Below are 17,165 nucleotides of genomic sequence, written 5' to 3' on the forward strand. Positions count from 1 at the left end.
GGGGCGGGGGCGAACCTCAAATGTTGCTCTGAACGTCCTCCGGCAGGGGTTCGGCTCCACGGGCCGGGGACATCACTCCGTCACACCGGCGGCGGTGGTGCGTCGACGGGGGCGCGGGGGCACGGCCGTGGGGCCGTGACCGCAGGGCGGCGGCCGGTGGACCAGGGTGGAGGAGCGGACCGTGCGACGACTGGGAACGGGCATCGGATGGCGGCCGGAGATCGCCGACGCCGTGGAGCGCATGCCGGGCATCGACTGGGTCGAGACCGTGGCCGAGAACGTGTGCCCGGGACATCTGCCCGAGTCGTTGCTGCGCCTGCGACGGCGGGGCGTCACCGTCGTCCCGCACGGCGTCTCCCTCGGCCTCGGTGGCGCGGAACGCCCCGACGGGGCCCGGCTGGCCGACCTCGCCGAGAGGGCCACGGCGCTGGAGGCGCCGCTGGTCACGGAGCACATCGCGTTCGTCAGGGCGGGCGGGCCGCTGACCGCCTCCCCGATGCTGGAGGCGGGCCATCTGCTCCCGGTCCCGCGCACGCGCGACGCGCTGGACGTCCTCTGCGAGAACATCCGCATCGCCCAGGACGCCCTGCCCGTGCCCCTCGCCGTGGAGAACATCGCGGCGCTGATCTCGTGGCCCGACGAGGAGATGACCGAGGGCCAGTTCCTCTACGAGCTGGTCGACCGCACCGGGGTAGGGCTGCTGATCGATGTCGCGAACCTCCACACCAACCGCGTCAACCGGGGCGAGGACCCGGCCAGGGCGCTGGACGAACTGCCCGTCGAGGCCATCGCGTACGTCCATGTGGCGGGCGGCTACGAACGCGACGGCGTCTGGCACGACAGCCATGCCCACCCGGTGCCGCAGCCGGTCCTCGACATCCTGGCCGACCTCGCGTCCCGCGCCACCCCGCCCGGCGTCCTGCTCGAGCGCGACGAGAACTTCCCCGAACCGGCCGAGCTCGAGCGGGAACTGACCGAGATCCGGCAGACCGTGGGGAAGGCGGAACACTCATCCGCGACCTCGGGGACACACCCGGCAGAACTGCGCTCGACGGGCACGGCGGGCGGCTCCATCACCACGGCCGCGGCCGCTCCGGCCGAGGGTGCGACCGCCTCACCGGCAGCGGGGGGTTCCGGCGACGGTGACACCACCGCAGAGCGGGGGCGGCTCGCGCTCGCCGAGGCCGCGCTGCTCTCCGCGCTCGTCGCCGGCACGCCCGTGCCCGAAGGGTTCGACCGGGTGCGGCTCGGGGTGCAGGCGCGTGCCCTCGCCGGCAAGCGGGCCGGCGTCGTGGCGAAGGTCGCGCCCGAACTGCCCAAGATCCTCGGTGAGGACTTCCGGCCCGCCTTCCTGGCCTACGCCCACCACCGTCCGATGACGGGGGGATACCGGCGCGACGCCCTCGACTTCGCCGAGCATCTGCTGCGCACCGCACGGCCGGCGGACATCGGGGCCGGGCGCCGGCTGCATGCCTGGTGGCTGGAACGCTCGGGGCCCACACCTCCGTCCCGGCGCCCCACCGCACAACTGGCCCGAGCCACACGCCGGGTGCTGCTGCGGCGCTGAGCGAGAGCGCGCTCCGTAGCACCTCGGTCGGGGCCTGTGCGGCCGTCGCGAGCGGATGTGACGCGGTTGACACAGAGGGCGCACAGGGGGGACGAAGGGGTTGGTTCGCCCCCGTTTCACCGGAGAAGGACACCTGCGCACATGCCGCATTCCGGCCAGGTTGCCCGCTTTCCAAGTGAATGCCCGCGTACGGCAGTTGGCGGATACGGCGCAGTAATATGCCAACCCGCACCCGAAGCGCACTAGCGTGCGGTGCCGCAAGCAGGAGGCACCATGCGATCCAGACCCGTCCGAAGCCGCGGAATCTTCGGCGGCACCGGGCTTCTCATCACCTTGCTCGCGGGAACACTCGCCGCACTGGTCTTCCCGGTCTGGTCCTACGCGGACCGCTCCGGCACCGGGCTGGACACCCTCAACGCCCAGACCGTGCCCACCGCCTACGGCCCGCTGTCCGCGCTGGACCGGGACTTCGTCACCAGGGTCCGGCTGGCCGGGCTGTGGGAACTGCCCGCCGGACAGCAGGCCGAACAGAAGGGCACCACCCAGGCGGTGCGCACCGCGGGCGAGCACCTGGTCACCGGCCACACCTTTCTGGACGCCCGCGTCCGCGACGTCGCCGGGCGCCTCGGCCTCGCCCTGCCCAACCAGCCGAACGCGCAGCAGCGCCAGTGGCTCGCCACCCTGGACGCGGCCCAGGGCCAGGAGTACGACCGCGACTTCGCCAACCTCCTGCGCCGGGCCCACGGCAAGGTCTTCGCCGTCGTCGCGCAGGTGCGGGCCACCACCCGCAACTCGCTGGTGCGTGCCCTCGCCGACGACGCGAACACCACCGTCCTCGACCACATCAAGGTCCTCGAGGCCACGGGTCACGTCGACTTCGACGCGCTCGCCGAGGACGCGGCCACCGCGAGCCCGGCCCCGCTCACCCCGTCCCCCGCTCCCCCGGGACCCAAGGACGACCCCGGCACTCCGATTCCGGTGACACCGACGTACTCACTGCCGCCGGCGGCGTCCAGCCCCCCGCCGTGACGGGGCGCCGGACACCCGGGTCCGACCGATCAGGCGAGGCCCTCGACCAGTTCGGCGACCGACTTGCGGCGGCCGGTGAAGAACGGGACCTCCTCGCGCACGTGCATCCGGGCCTCCGAGCCGCGCAGATGACGCATGAGGTCGACGATGCGGTACAGCTCGTCGGCCTCGAAGGCGAGGACCCACTCGTAGTCCCCGAGGGAGAACGAGGCGACCGTGTTGGCCCGCACGTCCGGGTAGCCGCGGGCCATCTTGCCGTGGTCCGCGAGCATACGGCGACGGTCCTCGTCCGGCAGCAGGTACCAGTCGTAGGAACGCACGAACGGGTAGACGCTGACGTAGTTGCGCGGGGTCTCGTCCGCGAGGAACGCCGGGATGTGCGAGCGGTTGAACTCAGCGGGACGGTGCAGCGCCATGTTCGACCAGACCGGCTCCAGTGCGCGGCCCAACCGCGTGCGGCGGAAGAGGTTGTACGCCTCCTGCAGCTGGTCGCTGGTCTCCGCGTGCCACCAGATCATGAGGTCGGCGTCGGCGCGCAGGCCCGACAGGTCGTACGTGCCTCGGACGGTCACGTCCTTCGCCGCCAGCTGGTCGAACAGCTCCTGGACCTCGTCGGCGTACCCGGCGCGGTCCTCGGGAAGCACGTCCTTCAGCTTGAAGACGGACCACAGCGTGTAGCGGATGACCTCGTTCAGGTCCTTGGCCAGTTTGCCCTTGTTCGGGATCCGGCCGGCCTCGGTGGTGGGTGCGTCGTCACTCATGTTCCTATTCTCCCGCTCCGCCGTGCAGGCTCTGCACCGGGTTGGCGGTGAGCTCCTCGACACCGCGCAGATCGCCGCCGAGCTGGTCGACGGCGGCGTACGCGCTCGCGATGCACGCCGGGATGCCGACCCCGTCGTAGGCCGCGCCGCACACCGCCAGTCCCGGCAGCCTCGCCACGTGCTCGCGGATGCGGGCCACGCGCGCGTGATGGCCCACGGGGTACTGCGGCAGGCCGTCGGTCCAGCGGGTCACCCGCGTCTGAAGCGGCGCGGCGGCCACCCCGGTCGCCTCGCGCAGGTCGTGCCGCGAGAGGGCCACCAGATCGGCGTCCTCGCGCTGGAGGATCTCCGTCTCGGCGTAGCGGCCGACGGACGTCCTCAGCACGACGACGTCCGGGTCCTCGTCCCCGATCCAGCCCCACTTCCGGGAGGCGAACGTCGACGCCTTGATCGTCCGCCCGTCGACCGGCGGCACCAGGAAGCCGCTGCCCTCGGGAAGGGCGATGTCGGCACGGCGGTAGGCGAGCGTGACGAGCGCCATGGAGGCGTACTCGACGGCGTCCAGTTCGGCGGCGGCCCCGCCACTGACGCCGCGCAGCAGCCGGGCGGCCTGACGGGCGGGGGCCGCCACGACCACCGCGTCCGCCTCGACGGTGCGGCCGTCGACGAGGACCTCCCATCCTGCGGGAGTGCGGTTCAGCCCGTCCGCTCCGGTCCCCAGGCGGATTTCGCCGCCCCGGGCCCGCACCGACTCCGCCACGGCGTGCGGAAGCCGGCCGACACCCCCCTCGATGCCCATGAACACCGGGCCGGTCCGGGCGGCCGCGGCCCCCTTCGCCTGGATGTCCCGTACCGCCTCGGTCAGCGAGGCATGGTCCCTGGCGGCATGGAAGAGCTGCGGGACGGCCGAGCGCATCGAGATGCGGTACGCGTCACCCGCGTACACCCCGCCGAGCAGCGGTTCCACCAGGCGGTCGACGACCTCGCGGCCGAGCCGGGCCGCCACGTACTCCCCCACCGCCACGTCGTCGCCGACCTCCGTGCGCGGCAGTTCGGCGTCCTGTTCGATGCGGCGCAGTCCTTCGTCCGACAGCAGTCCGGACAGCGCGGAGGCGGCACCGGGGACGCCCATGACATGACCCTTCGGCATCGGCCGCAGGGCGCCGCGCGTCCAGATCGAGGCGGTCGAGGTGGCCGGTGCCTGAAGCCGCTCCGCGAGGCCCGCCTCACGGGCCAGGGACACCGCCTCGGGACGCCGCGCCAGCATGGACTCGGCACCGAGGTCGACCCGCACACCCGCGATCTCGCCCGGCAGCAGTTTGCCGCCGACCCGGTCCGCCGCCTCCAGGACCGTCACCCGCATCCCCCGGTCCAGCAGCCGATGGGCGGCGGCCAGCCCCGCGATCCCGCCTCCGACGACGACGACGTGTCCCGCGTCCGGGCGGGTGTGCGTTGCGCTCATGCCACCAGCCTCTCAAACGGCTCCGGGAGGCCGGGGAGCGGTGTGTGTCGCTGCCGAACGGCCCGGGGCGGGTGTCCCGGCCGAGTCCCGACCGTGACCGCATCGGGACCGGATCAGGCCAACGTTCGGTACGGGCCCCGCGTCGAAGAGGCATCCGTCACCACAACCCTCGGGGGTACGACCACATGCGCACTCCACGCTCCGTAAGGCCGGTCCAGGTACTGGCCGCGACGTTGCTCGCCGCCGCACTCGCGCTCGCGGGCTGCAGCGCCGGCGGCGATTCGGGCACCAGCAGCAGTGACGGCGACGCCAAGTCCGTTGCAGGGCCCGCCCGGCAGGAGGGCGTCACCGACAGCGCCGCGGGCGCCGGTGCGAAGGGCGCCGGCAACAGCGCGGGCGGCGACGCGAAGAGCCCCGGCAGCACGCCCCGGCTCTCCACGGGCGACATCATCCGCACCGCCTCCCTCACCGTGCAGGTGAAGGACGTGCCCGACGCGCTCGACCGGGCGCGGACGACCGTCGAGAACGCGGGCGGGTTCGTCGGCAACGAGAACACCAGCCGCGACGCCCGGGGCCACGAGCGCACCCGGCTCGTCCTCCGGGTGCCCACCGAGAAGTACGACGAGGTCCTCACCTCGCTCCAGGGCGCGGGCAAGCTGCTCGACCGCACCGCCAGGGCCGAGGACGTCACCGACCAGGTCGTCGACGTGGAGAGCCGCATCCGGTCGCAACGCGCCAGCGTGGCGCGGGTACGGGAACTGATGGACCGGGCGACCAGGCTCAGCGACGTGGTCGCCCTGGAAGGGGAACTGAGCTCGCGCGAGGCCGACCTCGAGGCGCTGCTGGCCCGGCAGGCCTCCCTCAAGGACCGCACCAGCCTGGCCACCATCACGCTCTCGCTGTCCGAGACTCCGGTGACGAAGGCGGCGAAGGACGACCGGCCCGGGTTCGTGGACGCCCTTGCGGGCGGGTGGCACGTGTTCGTCACGCTGCTGCGCTGGATCGCCCTGGCGATCGGGGCGGCCCTCCCCTTCGCGGTGTGCGCCGCGTTGCTCGCGCTGATGTGGCTGCGCCTGGTACGCCCCCGGCTGCCCCGCCGTCCGGCGCCCACGCCCGCCGCACCGCCGGTGGGCGCGTTCCCCACGGCCCGTACGGCGGCCGAGCCCGCCCCGGGGCAGGCCGGCACGGGCGAACAGGACTGAAATTCCCCGCGCACGTAGCGTGTTCGTATGACCATGAGCCCTACGAACCGTTCCCCCGAGCGCCTGGTCGTGATCGGCGGCGACGCGGCGGGCATGTCCGCCGCGTCGCAGGCGCGCCGCCTCCGGACGCCCGACGAGCTGGAGATCGTGGCGTTCGAGCGCGGTCACTTCTCCTCGTTCTCGGCGTGCGGCATCCCCTACTGGGTGGGCGGTGACGTCGCAACACGGGACGAGCTGATCGCCCGCACGCCCGAGGAGCACGCGGCGCGGGGCATCGACCTGCGGATGCGGACGGAGGTCACGGAGATCGATGTGGCGGGCCGGCGCGTCCGCACACGGGCCGTCGACTCCGGGGCCGAGGCCTGGACGTCGTACGACAAGCTCGTGATCGCGACCGGGGCCCGGCCGATCCGCCCCGATCTGCCGGGCATCGACGCGCCGGGGGTGCACGGCGTGCAGACCCTGGACGACGGGCAGGCGCTCCTGGATTCGCTGGCCGCCACGCGGGGGCGCAGCGCGGTGGTCGTCGGCGCCGGCTACATCGGTGTGGAGATGGCCGAGGCGCTGGTCAACCGCGGCTACGAGGTCACCGTCGTCAACCGCGGCAAGGAACCCATGGCCACGCTCGACCCGGACATGGGCCGCCTCGTGCACGAGGCCATGGAGGGCCTCGGCATCAGGATGGTCGACGACGCCGCGGTCACCAAGATCCTCTCCGGCGACGACGGACGGGTCCGCGCCGTCGGCACGGAATCCGCCGAGTACCCGGCGGACGTGGTCGTCCTGGGCATCGGCGTACGCCCCGAGACCGGGCTCGCGAGGGCCGCCGGGCTGCCGCTCGGCGAGCACGGCGGACTGCTCACCGACCTCTCGATGCGGGTGCGCGGGCACGAGAACATCTGGGCCGGCGGCGACTGCGTCGAGGTCATGGACCTGGTCTCCGGACGGGAGCGGCACATCGCCCTCGGGACGCACGCCAACAAGCACGGCCAGGTCATCGGCACCAACGTGGGCGGCGGCTACGCCACCTTCCCGGGCGTCGTCGGCACGGCCGTGAGCAAGGTCTGCGATCTGGAGATCGCCCGCACCGGTCTGCGCGAGAAGGACGCGCGGCGGGCCGGACTGCAGTACGTGACCGTCACCATCGAGTCGACCAGCCGCGCGGGCTACTACCCGAACGCCGCGTCGATGAAGGTGAAGATGCTCGCCGAACGCCGCACGGGCCGACTGCTCGGCGTCCAGATCGTCGGCCGGGAGGGGGCGGCCAAGCGGGTCGACATCGCGGCGGTCGCGCTGACCGCCCGTATGACGGTCGAGGAGATGACGGCCCTTGACCTGGGATACGCGCCTCCCTTCTCACCGGTGTGGGACCCGGTCCTGGTGGCGGCCAGGAAGGCGACGGCGGCAGTGCGCGAGGACGCCGGCTGACACCCCGGGCCCGGATCACGGCCCGGCCGCGAAGAGCCGCAGGGACCGCCCGCATGGCGGTCCCCACGGCTCACGCGGCGGGGGACTACGCCGTCTCGTGCTGACCGTTGATCCTCTCGATGGCCTGCCGGGCCTGCTCGGCGGGCGGACGGGGAGGCAGCGACGAAACGGCGGCACTGGAGGGGACGGCGGCCGACGGTGGCTGCACTCCCCCCGGCTTCGCGTGCGCGGCCACCCTGGTGGAACGCAGCCGCTGGCTGACGGCCTCGTCGAGGGTCACGGGGCGCTGCATCTGGGCGGCGAGCCGGCCCGCCTCCTGGCCGAGCCGGGCGATGTCCTCCCACGGCAGATGGATGACCAGGGCCAGTTCGGCCTCGCCGTCGGGCAGAGCGTGGATCGGAGGAGTAACTCGGTCGTTCATCACCTGTGTCCCTCACGTCGTCCCCGCGACACGCCTTCCCCGTACCGCGGCCGGTTGAGGAGACATACGCACAGGCGGACGGCCGCGTTCACTGATTCGCCCGGCCCATCCCGGGCAGTACTTCCTTGTGGTCATCCCCGTCCATGACGTAAACCCTGTGCGCCGTACGCCCTATGTGACGTACGCACTGATCGCGGCCAACGTCGTCGTCTTCCTGTTCACCCCCGGGATAGCGGGCTCGGTGGCGGGACAGAGCGATCTGGCGCAGCTCTGCCATCTCCAGGCGTTCCTGGATCACTACGCCGCGGTGCCGCGGGAGCTGATCCACGATCAGCTGCCTCGGCTCGTGCCCACCGGCGCGGTCGGTGTGGGCCCGCACGGCCCGGGCTGTGTGGTGGCCACACCTGAGTACCAGAAGTCACCGCCGGCGTCCGTCTTCACGGCGATGTTCCTGCACGGCAGCTGGCTGCACCTGCTGGGCAACATGCTGTTCCTGCTGATCTTCGGCAACAACATCGAGGACCGGCTGGGCCATGTCCGCTTCACGCTGTTCTACCTCGTGTGCGGCTACGCGGCCGCCTACGGTTTCGCCCTGGCGAACTCCGACTCGGGCGACCCGCTGATCGGCGCCTCCGGGGCGATCGCCGGAGTACTCGGCGCCTATCTGGTCCTGTATCCGAGGGTCCGTGTCTGGGTCCTCGTACCGTTCCTGATCTTCTTGCCGCTGCGGCTGCCGGCCTGGATCGTGCTGGGCTTCTGGTTCGTCCTCCAGGCGGCCTACTCCTCCGGCCAGGGCGTCTCCAGCGCGGGCAGCGTGGCGTACATGGCACACGTGGTCGGCTTCCTGGTCGGCATGGTGATCGCCTGGCCCCTGCGCGCGGGCACCCCGCGACCGCCCGAACCACAGGGCCTGCTGTTCGGCAGGCGGGCACGGCCGGGTTGGTGAGGCCGGCGGGGCCCACCCGGCGCCGGCCGGGAAACGGGCCCCGGTCCGCACCGAGCTGACGGCGACTCGGATCGCCGGAACGCACCGTCGGCCACGCGGTCGTCCGGGCCCGGACGACCGCGTGGGCACCGCGGCCCACCGGGCCGAACGGCGGGCGAGGCCGCGTCACCGGCCGCGCGGGGCCGCATGGACCCGGGCGGCCGCAGGCGGGAGAACGGTCAGCGGGCCGTCTGCGTGTGGACGTACTCCACGAGCCGGGTCAGGCTGTCGGGGTCGGTGGACGGCATGACGCCGTGGCCGAGGTTGAAGACATGCCCCTCGAGTCCCGCGGCGGCCTCGAGCACCTCGCGGGTCTTGGCCTCGACCGCCTCCTTCGGCGCGAAGAGGATCGCCGGGTCGAGGTTGCCCTGGAGGGCCTTCCCCGGGCCGACGCGGCGGGCCGCCTCGTCGAGCGGGACACGCCAGTCGACGCCGACGACGTCCGCTCCCGCCTCGCCCATCAGACCGAGCAGCTCGCCGGTACCGACACCGAAGTGGATGCGCGGGACGCCGTAGCCCTCGACGGCCCGGAAGACCTTGGCCGAGGCGGGCTGCACCGAGCGGCGGTAGTCGGCGGGGGCGAGGGCGCCCGCCCAGGAGTCGAAGAGCTGGACGGCGGAGGCGCCCGCCTCGATCTGGACCTTGAGAAACGCGGCCGTGATGTCCGCGAGCCGGTCCAGCAGGTCTGCCCACAGCTGCGGGTCGCCGTAGATGAGCGCCTTGGTGTTCTCGTACGTACGGGACGGGCCGCCCTCGATGAGGTAGCTCGCGAGGGTGAAGGGGGCGCCCGCGAAACCGATCAGCGGGGTCGGGCCCAGCTCGGCGGTGAGCAGCCCGACGGCCTCCGTGACGTAGGAGACGTCCTCGGGGGTGAGGTCCCGCAGCTGTGCGAGATCGGCCCGGGAGCGGATCGGGTGCTCGACGACCGGACCGACACCTGGCTTGATGTCGAGCTCGACACCGATGGCCTTGAGGGGGACGACGATGTCGCTGTAGTAGACGGCCGCGTCCACGCCGTGGCGGCGGACCGGCTGCAAGGTGATCTCGGTGACCAGCTCCGGCAGCGTGCATGACTCGAGCATGGGGATGCCCTCGCGCACCTTGCGGTACTCGGGCAGGGAGCGCCCGGCCTGCCGCATGAACCACACCGGTGTGTGGGGAACGGGCTCGCGCCTGCACGCCTTGAGGAAGGCGGAATCGTATGCGGCTGTCGGCTGGCCCGTCACGGGGCGGTCGTTGGCACTCACGTCAAGAAGTCTCGCACGCCCCACCGGGCATCCGGCCCGGGGGCGAGAGCGATGGGGCGGGCGGCGCGGGCGGCACCCGGACGGGGGATCGCGCCCCGACCGAAACGACATCTCGCCGTTCCCGGCCAACCACCGTCGGGACGGGTGTCTCTCCCTGCGAAGGCGCTGTCCTCCCCTTACTCTTCCCCGCATGGCTGCGGCTCAGGAACCACTGACGGACGGCGCTGGCGGAATGGACGACGCGGACGAGGGGGACGGCAATGCGATGGAGGCGGCTCCGCTGCCCTTCCGCGCCGCGGTCGACGCGCTGAAGACCGCTCGGCTGCGGCCGGAGATCGAGATCGAACCGACGCGACCTCCGCAGCGGCTCGCGCCGCACACCTACGCCCTGGAGGCAGCGGTAGTCCAGGAGGGCGAGGACCTGGCCGACGGACGCCTCGTCCTACTGCACGACCCGGCGGGGCACGAGGCCTGGCAGGGTTCCTTCCGCCTGGTGACGCTGGTGCGCGCCGAGCTCGAGCCCGAGATGGCGGCCGACCCGCTGCTGCCCGAGGTGTGCTGGTCCTGGCTGACGGACGCGCTGCAGGCCCGCGGACTGGCCTACGGGGAGCCGAGCGGCACCGTCACACGCGCCGCTTCGCACTACTTCGGCGGGCTGGCCGCTCGTCCCGCCGCCTCCCAGATCGAGATCCGCGCCTCCTGGACCCCCCGTGAGGGTCTGGGCGGCGTCCCGGACACGGCCGCCCATCTGGCCTCCTGGTGCGATCTGCTCGCCCAGATCGCGGGCCTGCCCCCGGCGGGCCCGGGAGACTCCTCGGTGGTGACCCTGCCGCAGCGCCGGGGACCCGATTCGCGCTGACCGCCCGCGCTCACCGGCCGTGCCACGACGAGGGCCGTGCCCCACCCGAACGGGGGGCACGGCCCTCGTCGTGGCAGGAGCCCGGCACGACACACCTCGACGGGTGGTCCTTGTCATCTCTTTGTCGATACGGCCACTTTCGGCCGCGTATTGACAACGGAGCGAACCGATTCGATCTTCGGTTGATCGCGCGCGCGTCCGAATTGCACCGATTGTTACTCACCAAATCGTGATCATTCTCTAAAGGAGCAGGAGTTTGGTGCCGAAGACGACTGTGACCTTGAAAGCACGGTTCGTCCCGGCTTCATCCCCAGAGCCGGCCCCGTCCCGCACCCCCCCAGGAGGCCTGGTGTCCGTTCTCCTCGAGCAGCCCGCAAGCCTGGTCGCCTACCGCCCGAACAAGCCGACCGCCATGGTCGTCGTGGCCGACCCGCGCGTACGTTCCACCGTCACCCGCCACCTCTGGGCGCTCGGGGTGCGCGACGTCATCGAGGCGTCGTCCATCGCGGAGGCGCGCCCCCGTATCGGCAATCCGCGCGACATCTGCGTCGCCGACGTGCACCTCCCCGACGGCTCCGGCCTCACTCTCCTGTCGGAGACCCGAGCCGCGGGCTGGCCGAACGGCCTCGCCCTGTCCGCCGCCGACGACATCGGCGCGGTCCGCAACGCCCTGGCGGGCGGAGTGAAGGGCTATGTCGTCACCGGGACGCGCACCAACGTCGGGCTACCCACCCGGCCCGGCGCCGCCCCCATCGGCGCCGCCGCGGCGCGCCTGCACCGCCGCCCCCCGGGTGCCCCGAGCCACCCGGGCGGCTACCGCGAACTCTCCGGTCGCGAGGTGGAGGTGCTGCGCCTGGTCGCCGAGGGGCAGTCCAACAAGGCGATCGGCGTCTCGATGGGGCTCTCCGCCCTGACCGTCAAGAGCCATCTCGCCCGGATCGCCCGCAAGCTCGGCACCGGCGACCGCGCCGGAATGGTGGCGGTCGCACTGCGCACCGGCATCATCCACTGACCGTCCACCCACCCCCGTCCCGTCGAACCGCCGCACACCCGGGCCCGGAACGAACGCCGCACCGGCGGCGTCCGCCGCCCCACGTCAATCGGGAAGGCCGGTGTCCTTCACCTGCACGTGTGACACATGACTGGTTTACGACCCCCCATCGCCCGTCGACGGAACGTTCCGTCGACGGGCGTACTCAATCCACGGATACCCTTGACAGGTGACCGACGCCCAGGAGACCGCAGCAGACAGCCCACTGCGAACCACCGGAGGCGCCCCTCCGGACGATGTCGAAGCGGCGCCGATCCCCTTGCTCGAGCCACGGGACGGCATCCCGCCCGTGATCGCCGACGAGGCCTCGCTGGCCAAGGCCGTGGCCGCCTTCGCCGCGGGCTCCGGCCCGGTCGCCGTCGACGCGGAACGCGCCTCCGGCTACCGCTACGGCCAGCGCGCCTATCTGGTCCAGCTGCGCCGCGAGGGCGCGGGCACGGCGCTGATCGACCCCGTCGCCTGCCCCGACCTGTCGGCGCTGGGCGAGGCGCTGTCCGGCGTCGAGTGGGTGCTGCACGCCGCCACCCAGGACCTGCCGTGCCTGCGTGAGATAGGCATGGTGCCCACGCTCCTGTTCGACACCGAGCTGGCCGGACGTCTCGCCGGGTTCCCCCGGGTCGGGCTCGGCGCCATGGTGGAGTCCGTGCTCGCCTTCGTGCTCGAGAAGGGGCATTCGGCGGTCGACTGGTCGACGCGGCCGCTGCCCGACCCCTGGCTGCGCTACGCCGCCCTCGACGTCGAACTGCTCGTCGATCTGCGGGACGCCCTGGAGAAGGAGCTGGACCGGCAGGGCAAGCTGGAGTGGGCCCGGCAGGAGTTCGACGCGATCGCCTCCGCGCCGCCCGCGGAGCCCCGCAAGGACCCCTGGCGGCGTACGTCCGGCATGCACAAGGTGCGCCGTCGCCGGCAGATGGCGGTCGTGCGCGAGCTGTGGCAGACCCGGGACCGGATCGCCCAGCGCCGGGACGTCTCCCCCGGCAAGGTGCTCTCGGACGCGGCGATCGTCGAGGCCGCGCTGGCCCTGCCGCCGAACGCGCACGCCCTGGCCGCCCTCCCCGGATTCGGGCACCGCATGGCACGGCGTCAGCTGGAGCAGTGGCAGGCCGCCGTCGATCGCGCCAAGGGGCTGCCGGAGGCCGAGCTGCCGCAGCCGGGCCAGCCGGTGACCGGCCCGCCGCCGCCGCGCGCGTGGGCCGACAAGGACCCGGTGGCCGCGGCCCGGCTGACCGCCGCGCGTGCGGCGGTCTCGGCCCTCGCCGAGCAGCTGAACATGCCTCAGGAGAACCTGGTCTCCCCCGACACCGTGCGGCGGGTGTGCTGGGAACCGCCTCCGTCGGCCGACGCCGAGTCGGTCGCCGCCGCGCTGGCCGGACACGGCGCGCGGCCGTGGCAGGTGGAGCAGGTGACCCCGGTGCTGGTGGCGGCGCTGTCCGCGAAGCCCTGAGCACCGGAACGGAGAGACGGGGCCGCCTTTGGGCGGCCCTTCTCCGTGCCACGGCCGGTTCGTGGCCCGCTCGCGCGGTGCGCGCGTCCGCCCGGATCCGCGACGACGGCCCGCAGCGCCCGCCCGGGGCGCCTGCCCGTCCCCGGGGCCGCGACGACTGCGTCGAGATCGCGCCAAGATCGGTGCACCGCCGTGTGTGGAGCCGTGGAAGGACTCACACGACGGTGTGACCTTCGCCGCTTGGACCTGCGGGACTGGGCAGCTTGGTTACCCACAAGTAGCATGGGACTGAGCGCGCGCTCAGCGCGTCGCGGCAGTGCCATCCCGCACCCTGGAGGAGAGCCATCGTGCCTCGTACCGTCAGGGACGTCGTCTTCGTCGACGGCGTCCGTACCCCGTTCGGCAAGGCGGGCCCGAAGGGCATCTACCACGAGACCCGCGCCGACGATCTCGTCGTGAAGGCGATCCGGGAGCTGCTGCGCCGCAACCCGGGTCTCGACCCGAAGAAGATCGACGAGGTCGCCATCGCCGCGACCACGCAGATCGGTGACCAGGGCCTGACGCTCGGCCGCACGGCCGGCATCCTGGCCGGTCTCCCCCAGTCCGTCCCCGGCTACTCCATCGACCGCATGTGCGCGGGCGCGCTGACGGCCGTGACGACGACGGCCGGATCGATCGCCTTCGGCGCCTACGACGCCGTCATCGCCGGCGGTGTCGAGCACATGGGCCGCCACCCGATGGGCGAGGGCGTGGACCCGAACCCGCGCTTCGTGAGCGAGAAGCTGGTCGACGAGTCCGCCCTCTTCATGGGCATGACTGCGGAGAACCTGCACGACCGCTACCCGCACATCACCAAGCTGCGCGCCGACGAGTACGCGGTGCGCTCGCAGGAGCGGGCCGCCAAGGCGTACGCCAACGGCAAGATCCAGCAGGACCTGGTGCCGATCTCCGTGCGTCGCACCAACCCCGAGAGCGGGGAGACCGGCTGGGGTCTGGTCACGGCGGACGAGCCGATGCGCCCGGGCACCACCCTGGAGAACCTGGCGAGCCTCAAGACTCCGTTCCGCGTGCACGGCCGGGTCACCGCGGGCAACGCGGCCGGTCTGAACGACGGCGCCACCGCCTCGATCATCGCGTCCGAGGACTTCGCCCGCGAGAACGACCTGCCGGTCAGGATGCGCCTGGTCTCCTACGCCTTCGCCGGTGTGGAGCCCGAGGTCATGGGCTACGGCCCGATCCCGGCGACGGAGAAGGCGCTCGCCAAGGCGGGCCTGTCCATCTCCGACATCGGCCTGTTCGAGATCAACGAGGCCTTCGCCGTCCAGGTCCTGGCCTTCCTCGACCACTACGGCGTCGCGGACGACGACGAGCGCGTCAACCAGTACGGCGGTGCCATCGCCTTCGGCCACCCGCTCGCCTCCTCCGGCGTCCGTCTGATGACGCAGCTGGCCCGGCAGTTCGAGGAGCAGCCGCAGGTCCGCTACGGCCTGACCACCATGTGCGTCGGCTTCGGCATGGGCGCGACCGTCATCTGGGAGAACCCGCACTTCGAGGGGGACAAGTGAGCACCACCGCCGAACTGTTGAAGGGCGCGGCCGAGCTGTTCCCGGACGAGGTCGTCACCCGGGCGCACGTACGACACTTCGACCTGCCACGGGGCGCGGGCCGTTTCGCCCTGATCACCCTGGACAACGGCTTGGACCACACCAAGCCGACCACCTTCGGGCCGCAGTCGCTCGCGAATCTCGACACCGCGATCGACCAGGTCGAGAAGGAGGCCGCGGACGGCGAGATCGTCGGTGCCGGCATCACGGGCAAGCCGTTCATCTTCGCGGTCGGCGCCGACCTCAAGGGCGTCGAGCTGCTGAAGCGCCACGAGGACGCGCTGGCCATCGGCAAGGGCGGACACGAAGTGTTCAAGCGCCTGTCGAACCTCGCCGTCCCGACCTTCGCCTACTACAACGGCGCGGCGATGGGCGGCGGCGTCGAGGTCGGCCTGCACTGCACCTACCGCACGGTGTCCGCGGCCCTCCCGGCGTTCTCCCTCCCCGAGGTGTTCCTGGGCCTGGTCCCCGGCTGGGGCGGCTGCACCCTGCTGCCGAACCTGATCGGCGCGGACAAGGCGGTCTCGGTGATCATCGAGAACTCGCTCAACCAGAACAAGCAGCTCAAGGGCGCGCAGGTCCACGAGCTCGGCATCGCCGACGCCCTCTTCGAGGGCGCGGACTTCCTGGAGCAGTCGCTGATCTGGACGGCGGCCGTCCTCAAGGGCGAGATCCGGATCGAGCGCCCGGCGATCGACCGCGGCGAGGCCTGGGACCAGGCCGTCGCCAAGGGCCGCTTCATCGCCGACGGCAAGGTGCACGGAGCGGCCCCGGCCGCGTACCGCGCGCTGGACATCATCGCCGCGGCGAAGAACGGCGACCTGCAGCAGGGCTACGACGCCGAGGACCGGGCCCTCGCCGACCTGATCATGGGCGGCGAACTGCGCGCGGGCATCTACGCCTTCAACCTCGTCCAGAAGCGCGGCAAGCGCCCGGCCGGCGCCCCGGACAAGAACCTGGCCCGCCCGGTCACCAAGGTCGGCGTCGTCGGCGCCGGCCTGATGGCCTCTCAGCTGGCCCTGCTGTTCCTGCGCCGCCTGGAGGTCCCGGTCGTCCTCACGGACATCGACCAGGAGCGCGTCGACAAGGGCGTGGGCTACGTCCACGCCGAGATCGACAAGCTGCTCGGCAAGGGCCGGATCCACCAGGACAAGGCCAACCGTCTCAAGGCCCTTGTGTCCGGTGTCCTGGACAAGGCCGAGGGCTTCGCGGACGCGGACTTCGTCATCGAGGCCGTGTTCGAGGAGATGTCGGTCAAGCAGAAGGTGTTCGCCGAGGTCGAGGCGGTCGCCCCGGCCCACGCGATCCTCGCCACCAACACCTCCTCCCTGTCGGTGTCGGAGATGGCCTCGAAGCTGCAGCACCCCGAGCGGGTCGTCGGCTTCCACTTCTTCAACCCGGTCGCGATCCTGCCGCTCCTCGAGATCGTGCGCGGCGAGCAGACGGACGACGCCTCGCTGGCGACCGCCTTCGCGGTGGCCAAGAAGCTCAGGAAGACGGCGGTTCTGGTCAAGGACGCCCCGGCGTTCGTCGTCAACCGCATCCTCACCCGCTTCATGGGCGAGATCCAGAACGTCATCGACGAGGGCACCCCGGTCGAGGTGGCGGAGAAGGCCGTGGAGCCCCTCGGCCTGCCGATGTCCCCGCTGGTCCTTCTCGAGCTCGTCGGTCCGGCCATCGGCCTGCATGTCTCGGAGACCCTCAACCGGGCCTTCCCCGACCGCTTCAAGGTCTCCCCGAACCTCAAGGCGGTCGTCGAGGCGGGCAAGCGCGGCTTCTACGTCTACGACAGCGGCAAGCCGGAGCTGGACCCGGAGGTCGCCGCGCTCCTCGAGCAGGGCGACACGGTCCTGACGGAGGAGCAGGTCCGTGCCCGCGTTCTGGACGCCGTGGCCCAGGAGATCGGCCTGATGCTCGACGAGAACGTCGTCGCCGAGGCCCAGGACATCGACCTGTGCCTGATCACCGGCGCCGGCTGGCCCTTCCACCTGGGCGGCCTCACCCCGTACCTGGACCGTGAGGGCGTCTCCGAGCGGGTGAACGGCAAGCGTTTCCTGAGCGCGGGCGTCGCCTCGGTCCCGGCGTGACGGACGGGCGGGCGACCA

14 protein-coding genes are annotated in these 17,165 nt (G+C 72.2%); 10 read left to right on the forward strand and 4 right to left on the reverse strand.

Annotated elements, in window-relative coordinates; all coding sequences use genetic code 11:
- Window positions 1–181 precede the first annotated feature (181 nt).
- Both RCR19_RS09425 and RCR19_RS09430 read left to right on the forward strand, forming a co-directional pair.
- Window positions 182–1,567, forward strand: a complete 1,386-nt coding sequence (locus tag RCR19_RS09425; RefSeq protein ID WP_331264734.1) for a DUF692 domain-containing protein — start codon at window positions 182–184, stop codon at window positions 1,565–1,567.
- 273 nt (window positions 1,568–1,840) lie between these two features.
- On the forward strand, window positions 1,841–2,596 hold the full coding sequence (locus RCR19_RS09430; protein ID WP_331264735.1) for a DUF4142 domain-containing protein: 756 nt from the start codon (window positions 1,841–1,843) through the stop codon (window positions 2,594–2,596).
- Between the two features lie 29 nt (window positions 2,597–2,625).
- Here the strand turns inward: RCR19_RS09430 and hemQ are convergent, their stop codons facing one another.
- Window positions 2,626–3,357, reverse strand: a complete 732-nt coding sequence (gene hemQ / locus RCR19_RS09435; RefSeq protein ID WP_059132222.1) for a hydrogen peroxide-dependent heme synthase — start codon at window positions 3,355–3,357, stop codon at window positions 2,626–2,628.
- Between the two features lie 4 nt (window positions 3,358–3,361).
- Window positions 3,362–4,819 (reverse strand): protoporphyrinogen oxidase, encoded by a 1,458-nt coding sequence (gene hemG, locus RCR19_RS09440; protein ID WP_331264736.1) that lies wholly within the window; start codon window positions 4,817–4,819, stop codon window positions 3,362–3,364.
- Between the two features lie 185 nt (window positions 4,820–5,004).
- Between hemG and RCR19_RS09445 the strand changes: the two genes are divergently transcribed.
- Both RCR19_RS09445 and RCR19_RS09450 read left to right on the forward strand, forming a co-directional pair.
- Window positions 5,005–6,021 (forward strand): DUF4349 domain-containing protein, encoded by a 1,017-nt coding sequence (locus RCR19_RS09445; RefSeq protein ID WP_331264737.1) that lies wholly within the window; start codon window positions 5,005–5,007, stop codon window positions 6,019–6,021.
- A 27-nt stretch (window positions 6,022–6,048) separates the two neighbouring features.
- On the forward strand, window positions 6,049–7,449 hold the full coding sequence (locus tag RCR19_RS09450) for an FAD-dependent oxidoreductase (protein WP_331264738.1): 1,401 nt from the start codon (window positions 6,049–6,051) through the stop codon (window positions 7,447–7,449).
- Window positions 7,450–7,534: 85 nt separating this feature from the next.
- Here the strand turns inward: RCR19_RS09450 and RCR19_RS09455 are convergent, their stop codons facing one another.
- Complete coding sequence (locus RCR19_RS09455) at window positions 7,535–7,870, reverse strand: hypothetical protein (RefSeq protein WP_331264739.1); 336 nt, start codon at window positions 7,868–7,870, stop codon at window positions 7,535–7,537.
- 127 nt (window positions 7,871–7,997) lie between these two features.
- Between RCR19_RS09455 and RCR19_RS09460 the strand changes: the two genes are divergently transcribed.
- Window positions 7,998–8,816 (forward strand): rhomboid family intramembrane serine protease, encoded by an 819-nt coding sequence (locus tag RCR19_RS09460; RefSeq protein ID WP_331264740.1) that lies wholly within the window; start codon window positions 7,998–8,000, stop codon window positions 8,814–8,816.
- 218 nt (window positions 8,817–9,034) lie between these two features.
- Here the strand turns inward: RCR19_RS09460 and hemE are convergent, their stop codons facing one another.
- Entirely contained in the window at window positions 9,035–10,102 is a 1,068-nt protein-coding gene (gene hemE, locus RCR19_RS09465) for a uroporphyrinogen decarboxylase (RefSeq protein ID WP_331264741.1), read from the reverse strand.
- A gap of 190 nt (window positions 10,103–10,292) precedes the next feature.
- Between hemE and RCR19_RS09470 the strand changes: the two genes are divergently transcribed.
- From RCR19_RS09470 to RCR19_RS09490, 5 genes are all read left to right on the forward strand, one after another.
- The gene (locus RCR19_RS09470; RefSeq protein WP_331264742.1) at window positions 10,293–10,961 is read left to right on the forward strand and encodes a DUF3000 domain-containing protein; all 669 of its coding nucleotides are present in this window, start codon (window positions 10,293–10,295) and stop codon (window positions 10,959–10,961) included.
- Window positions 10,962–11,310: 349 nt separating this feature from the next.
- Complete coding sequence (locus RCR19_RS09475; protein WP_003993737.1) at window positions 11,311–11,973, forward strand: response regulator transcription factor; 663 nt, start codon at window positions 11,311–11,313, stop codon at window positions 11,971–11,973.
- A gap of 208 nt (window positions 11,974–12,181) precedes the next feature.
- Window positions 12,182–13,456: a ribonuclease D gene (locus tag RCR19_RS09480; protein ID WP_059132214.1), complete on the forward strand. Its 1,275-nt coding sequence runs from the start codon at window positions 12,182–12,184 to the stop codon at window positions 13,454–13,456.
- Between the two features lie 347 nt (window positions 13,457–13,803).
- Window positions 13,804–15,021, forward strand: coding sequence for an acetyl-CoA C-acyltransferase (locus tag RCR19_RS09485; RefSeq protein WP_115976525.1), 1,218 nt, complete (start codon window positions 13,804–13,806; stop codon window positions 15,019–15,021).
- Window positions 15,018–17,147 carry a 3-hydroxyacyl-CoA dehydrogenase NAD-binding domain-containing protein gene (locus tag RCR19_RS09490; protein WP_331264743.1) on the forward strand — a complete coding sequence of 710 codons (2,130 nt, stop codon included), beginning with the start codon at window positions 15,018–15,020 and terminating at the stop codon, window positions 17,145–17,147. The genes RCR19_RS09485 and RCR19_RS09490 overlap by 4 nt, the downstream gene beginning before the upstream one ends.
- The last annotated feature ends 18 nt before the right edge of the window (window positions 17,148–17,165 follow it).

The sequence above is a fragment of the Streptomyces sp. WAC07094 genome, assembly GCF_036320405.1.
GTDB lineage: Bacteria > Actinomycetota > Actinomycetes > Streptomycetales > Streptomycetaceae > Streptomyces > Streptomyces lannensis.

Coding starts and splice junctions, on each gene's coding strand:
- RCR19_RS09430 (WP_331264735.1), top strand. CDS start 1,841: ATGCGATCCAGACCCGTCCGAAGCCGCGGAATCTTCGGCGGCACCGGG.
- RCR19_RS09470 (WP_331264742.1), top strand. CDS start 10,293: ATGGCTGCGGCTCAGGAACCACTGACGGACGGCGCTGGCGGAATGGAC.
- RCR19_RS09455 (WP_331264739.1), bottom strand. CDS start 7,870: ATGAACGACCGAGTTACTCCTCCGATCCACGCTCTGCCCGACGGCGAG.
- RCR19_RS09445 (WP_331264737.1), top strand. CDS start 5,005: ATGCGCACTCCACGCTCCGTAAGGCCGGTCCAGGTACTGGCCGCGACG.
- hemG (WP_331264736.1), bottom strand. CDS start 4,819: ATGAGCGCAACGCACACCCGCCCGGACGCGGGACACGTCGTCGTCGTC.
- RCR19_RS09450 (WP_331264738.1), top strand. CDS start 6,049: ATGACCATGAGCCCTACGAACCGTTCCCCCGAGCGCCTGGTCGTGATC.
- hemQ (WP_059132222.1), bottom strand. CDS start 3,357: ATGAGTGACGACGCACCCACCACCGAGGCCGGCCGGATCCCGAACAAG.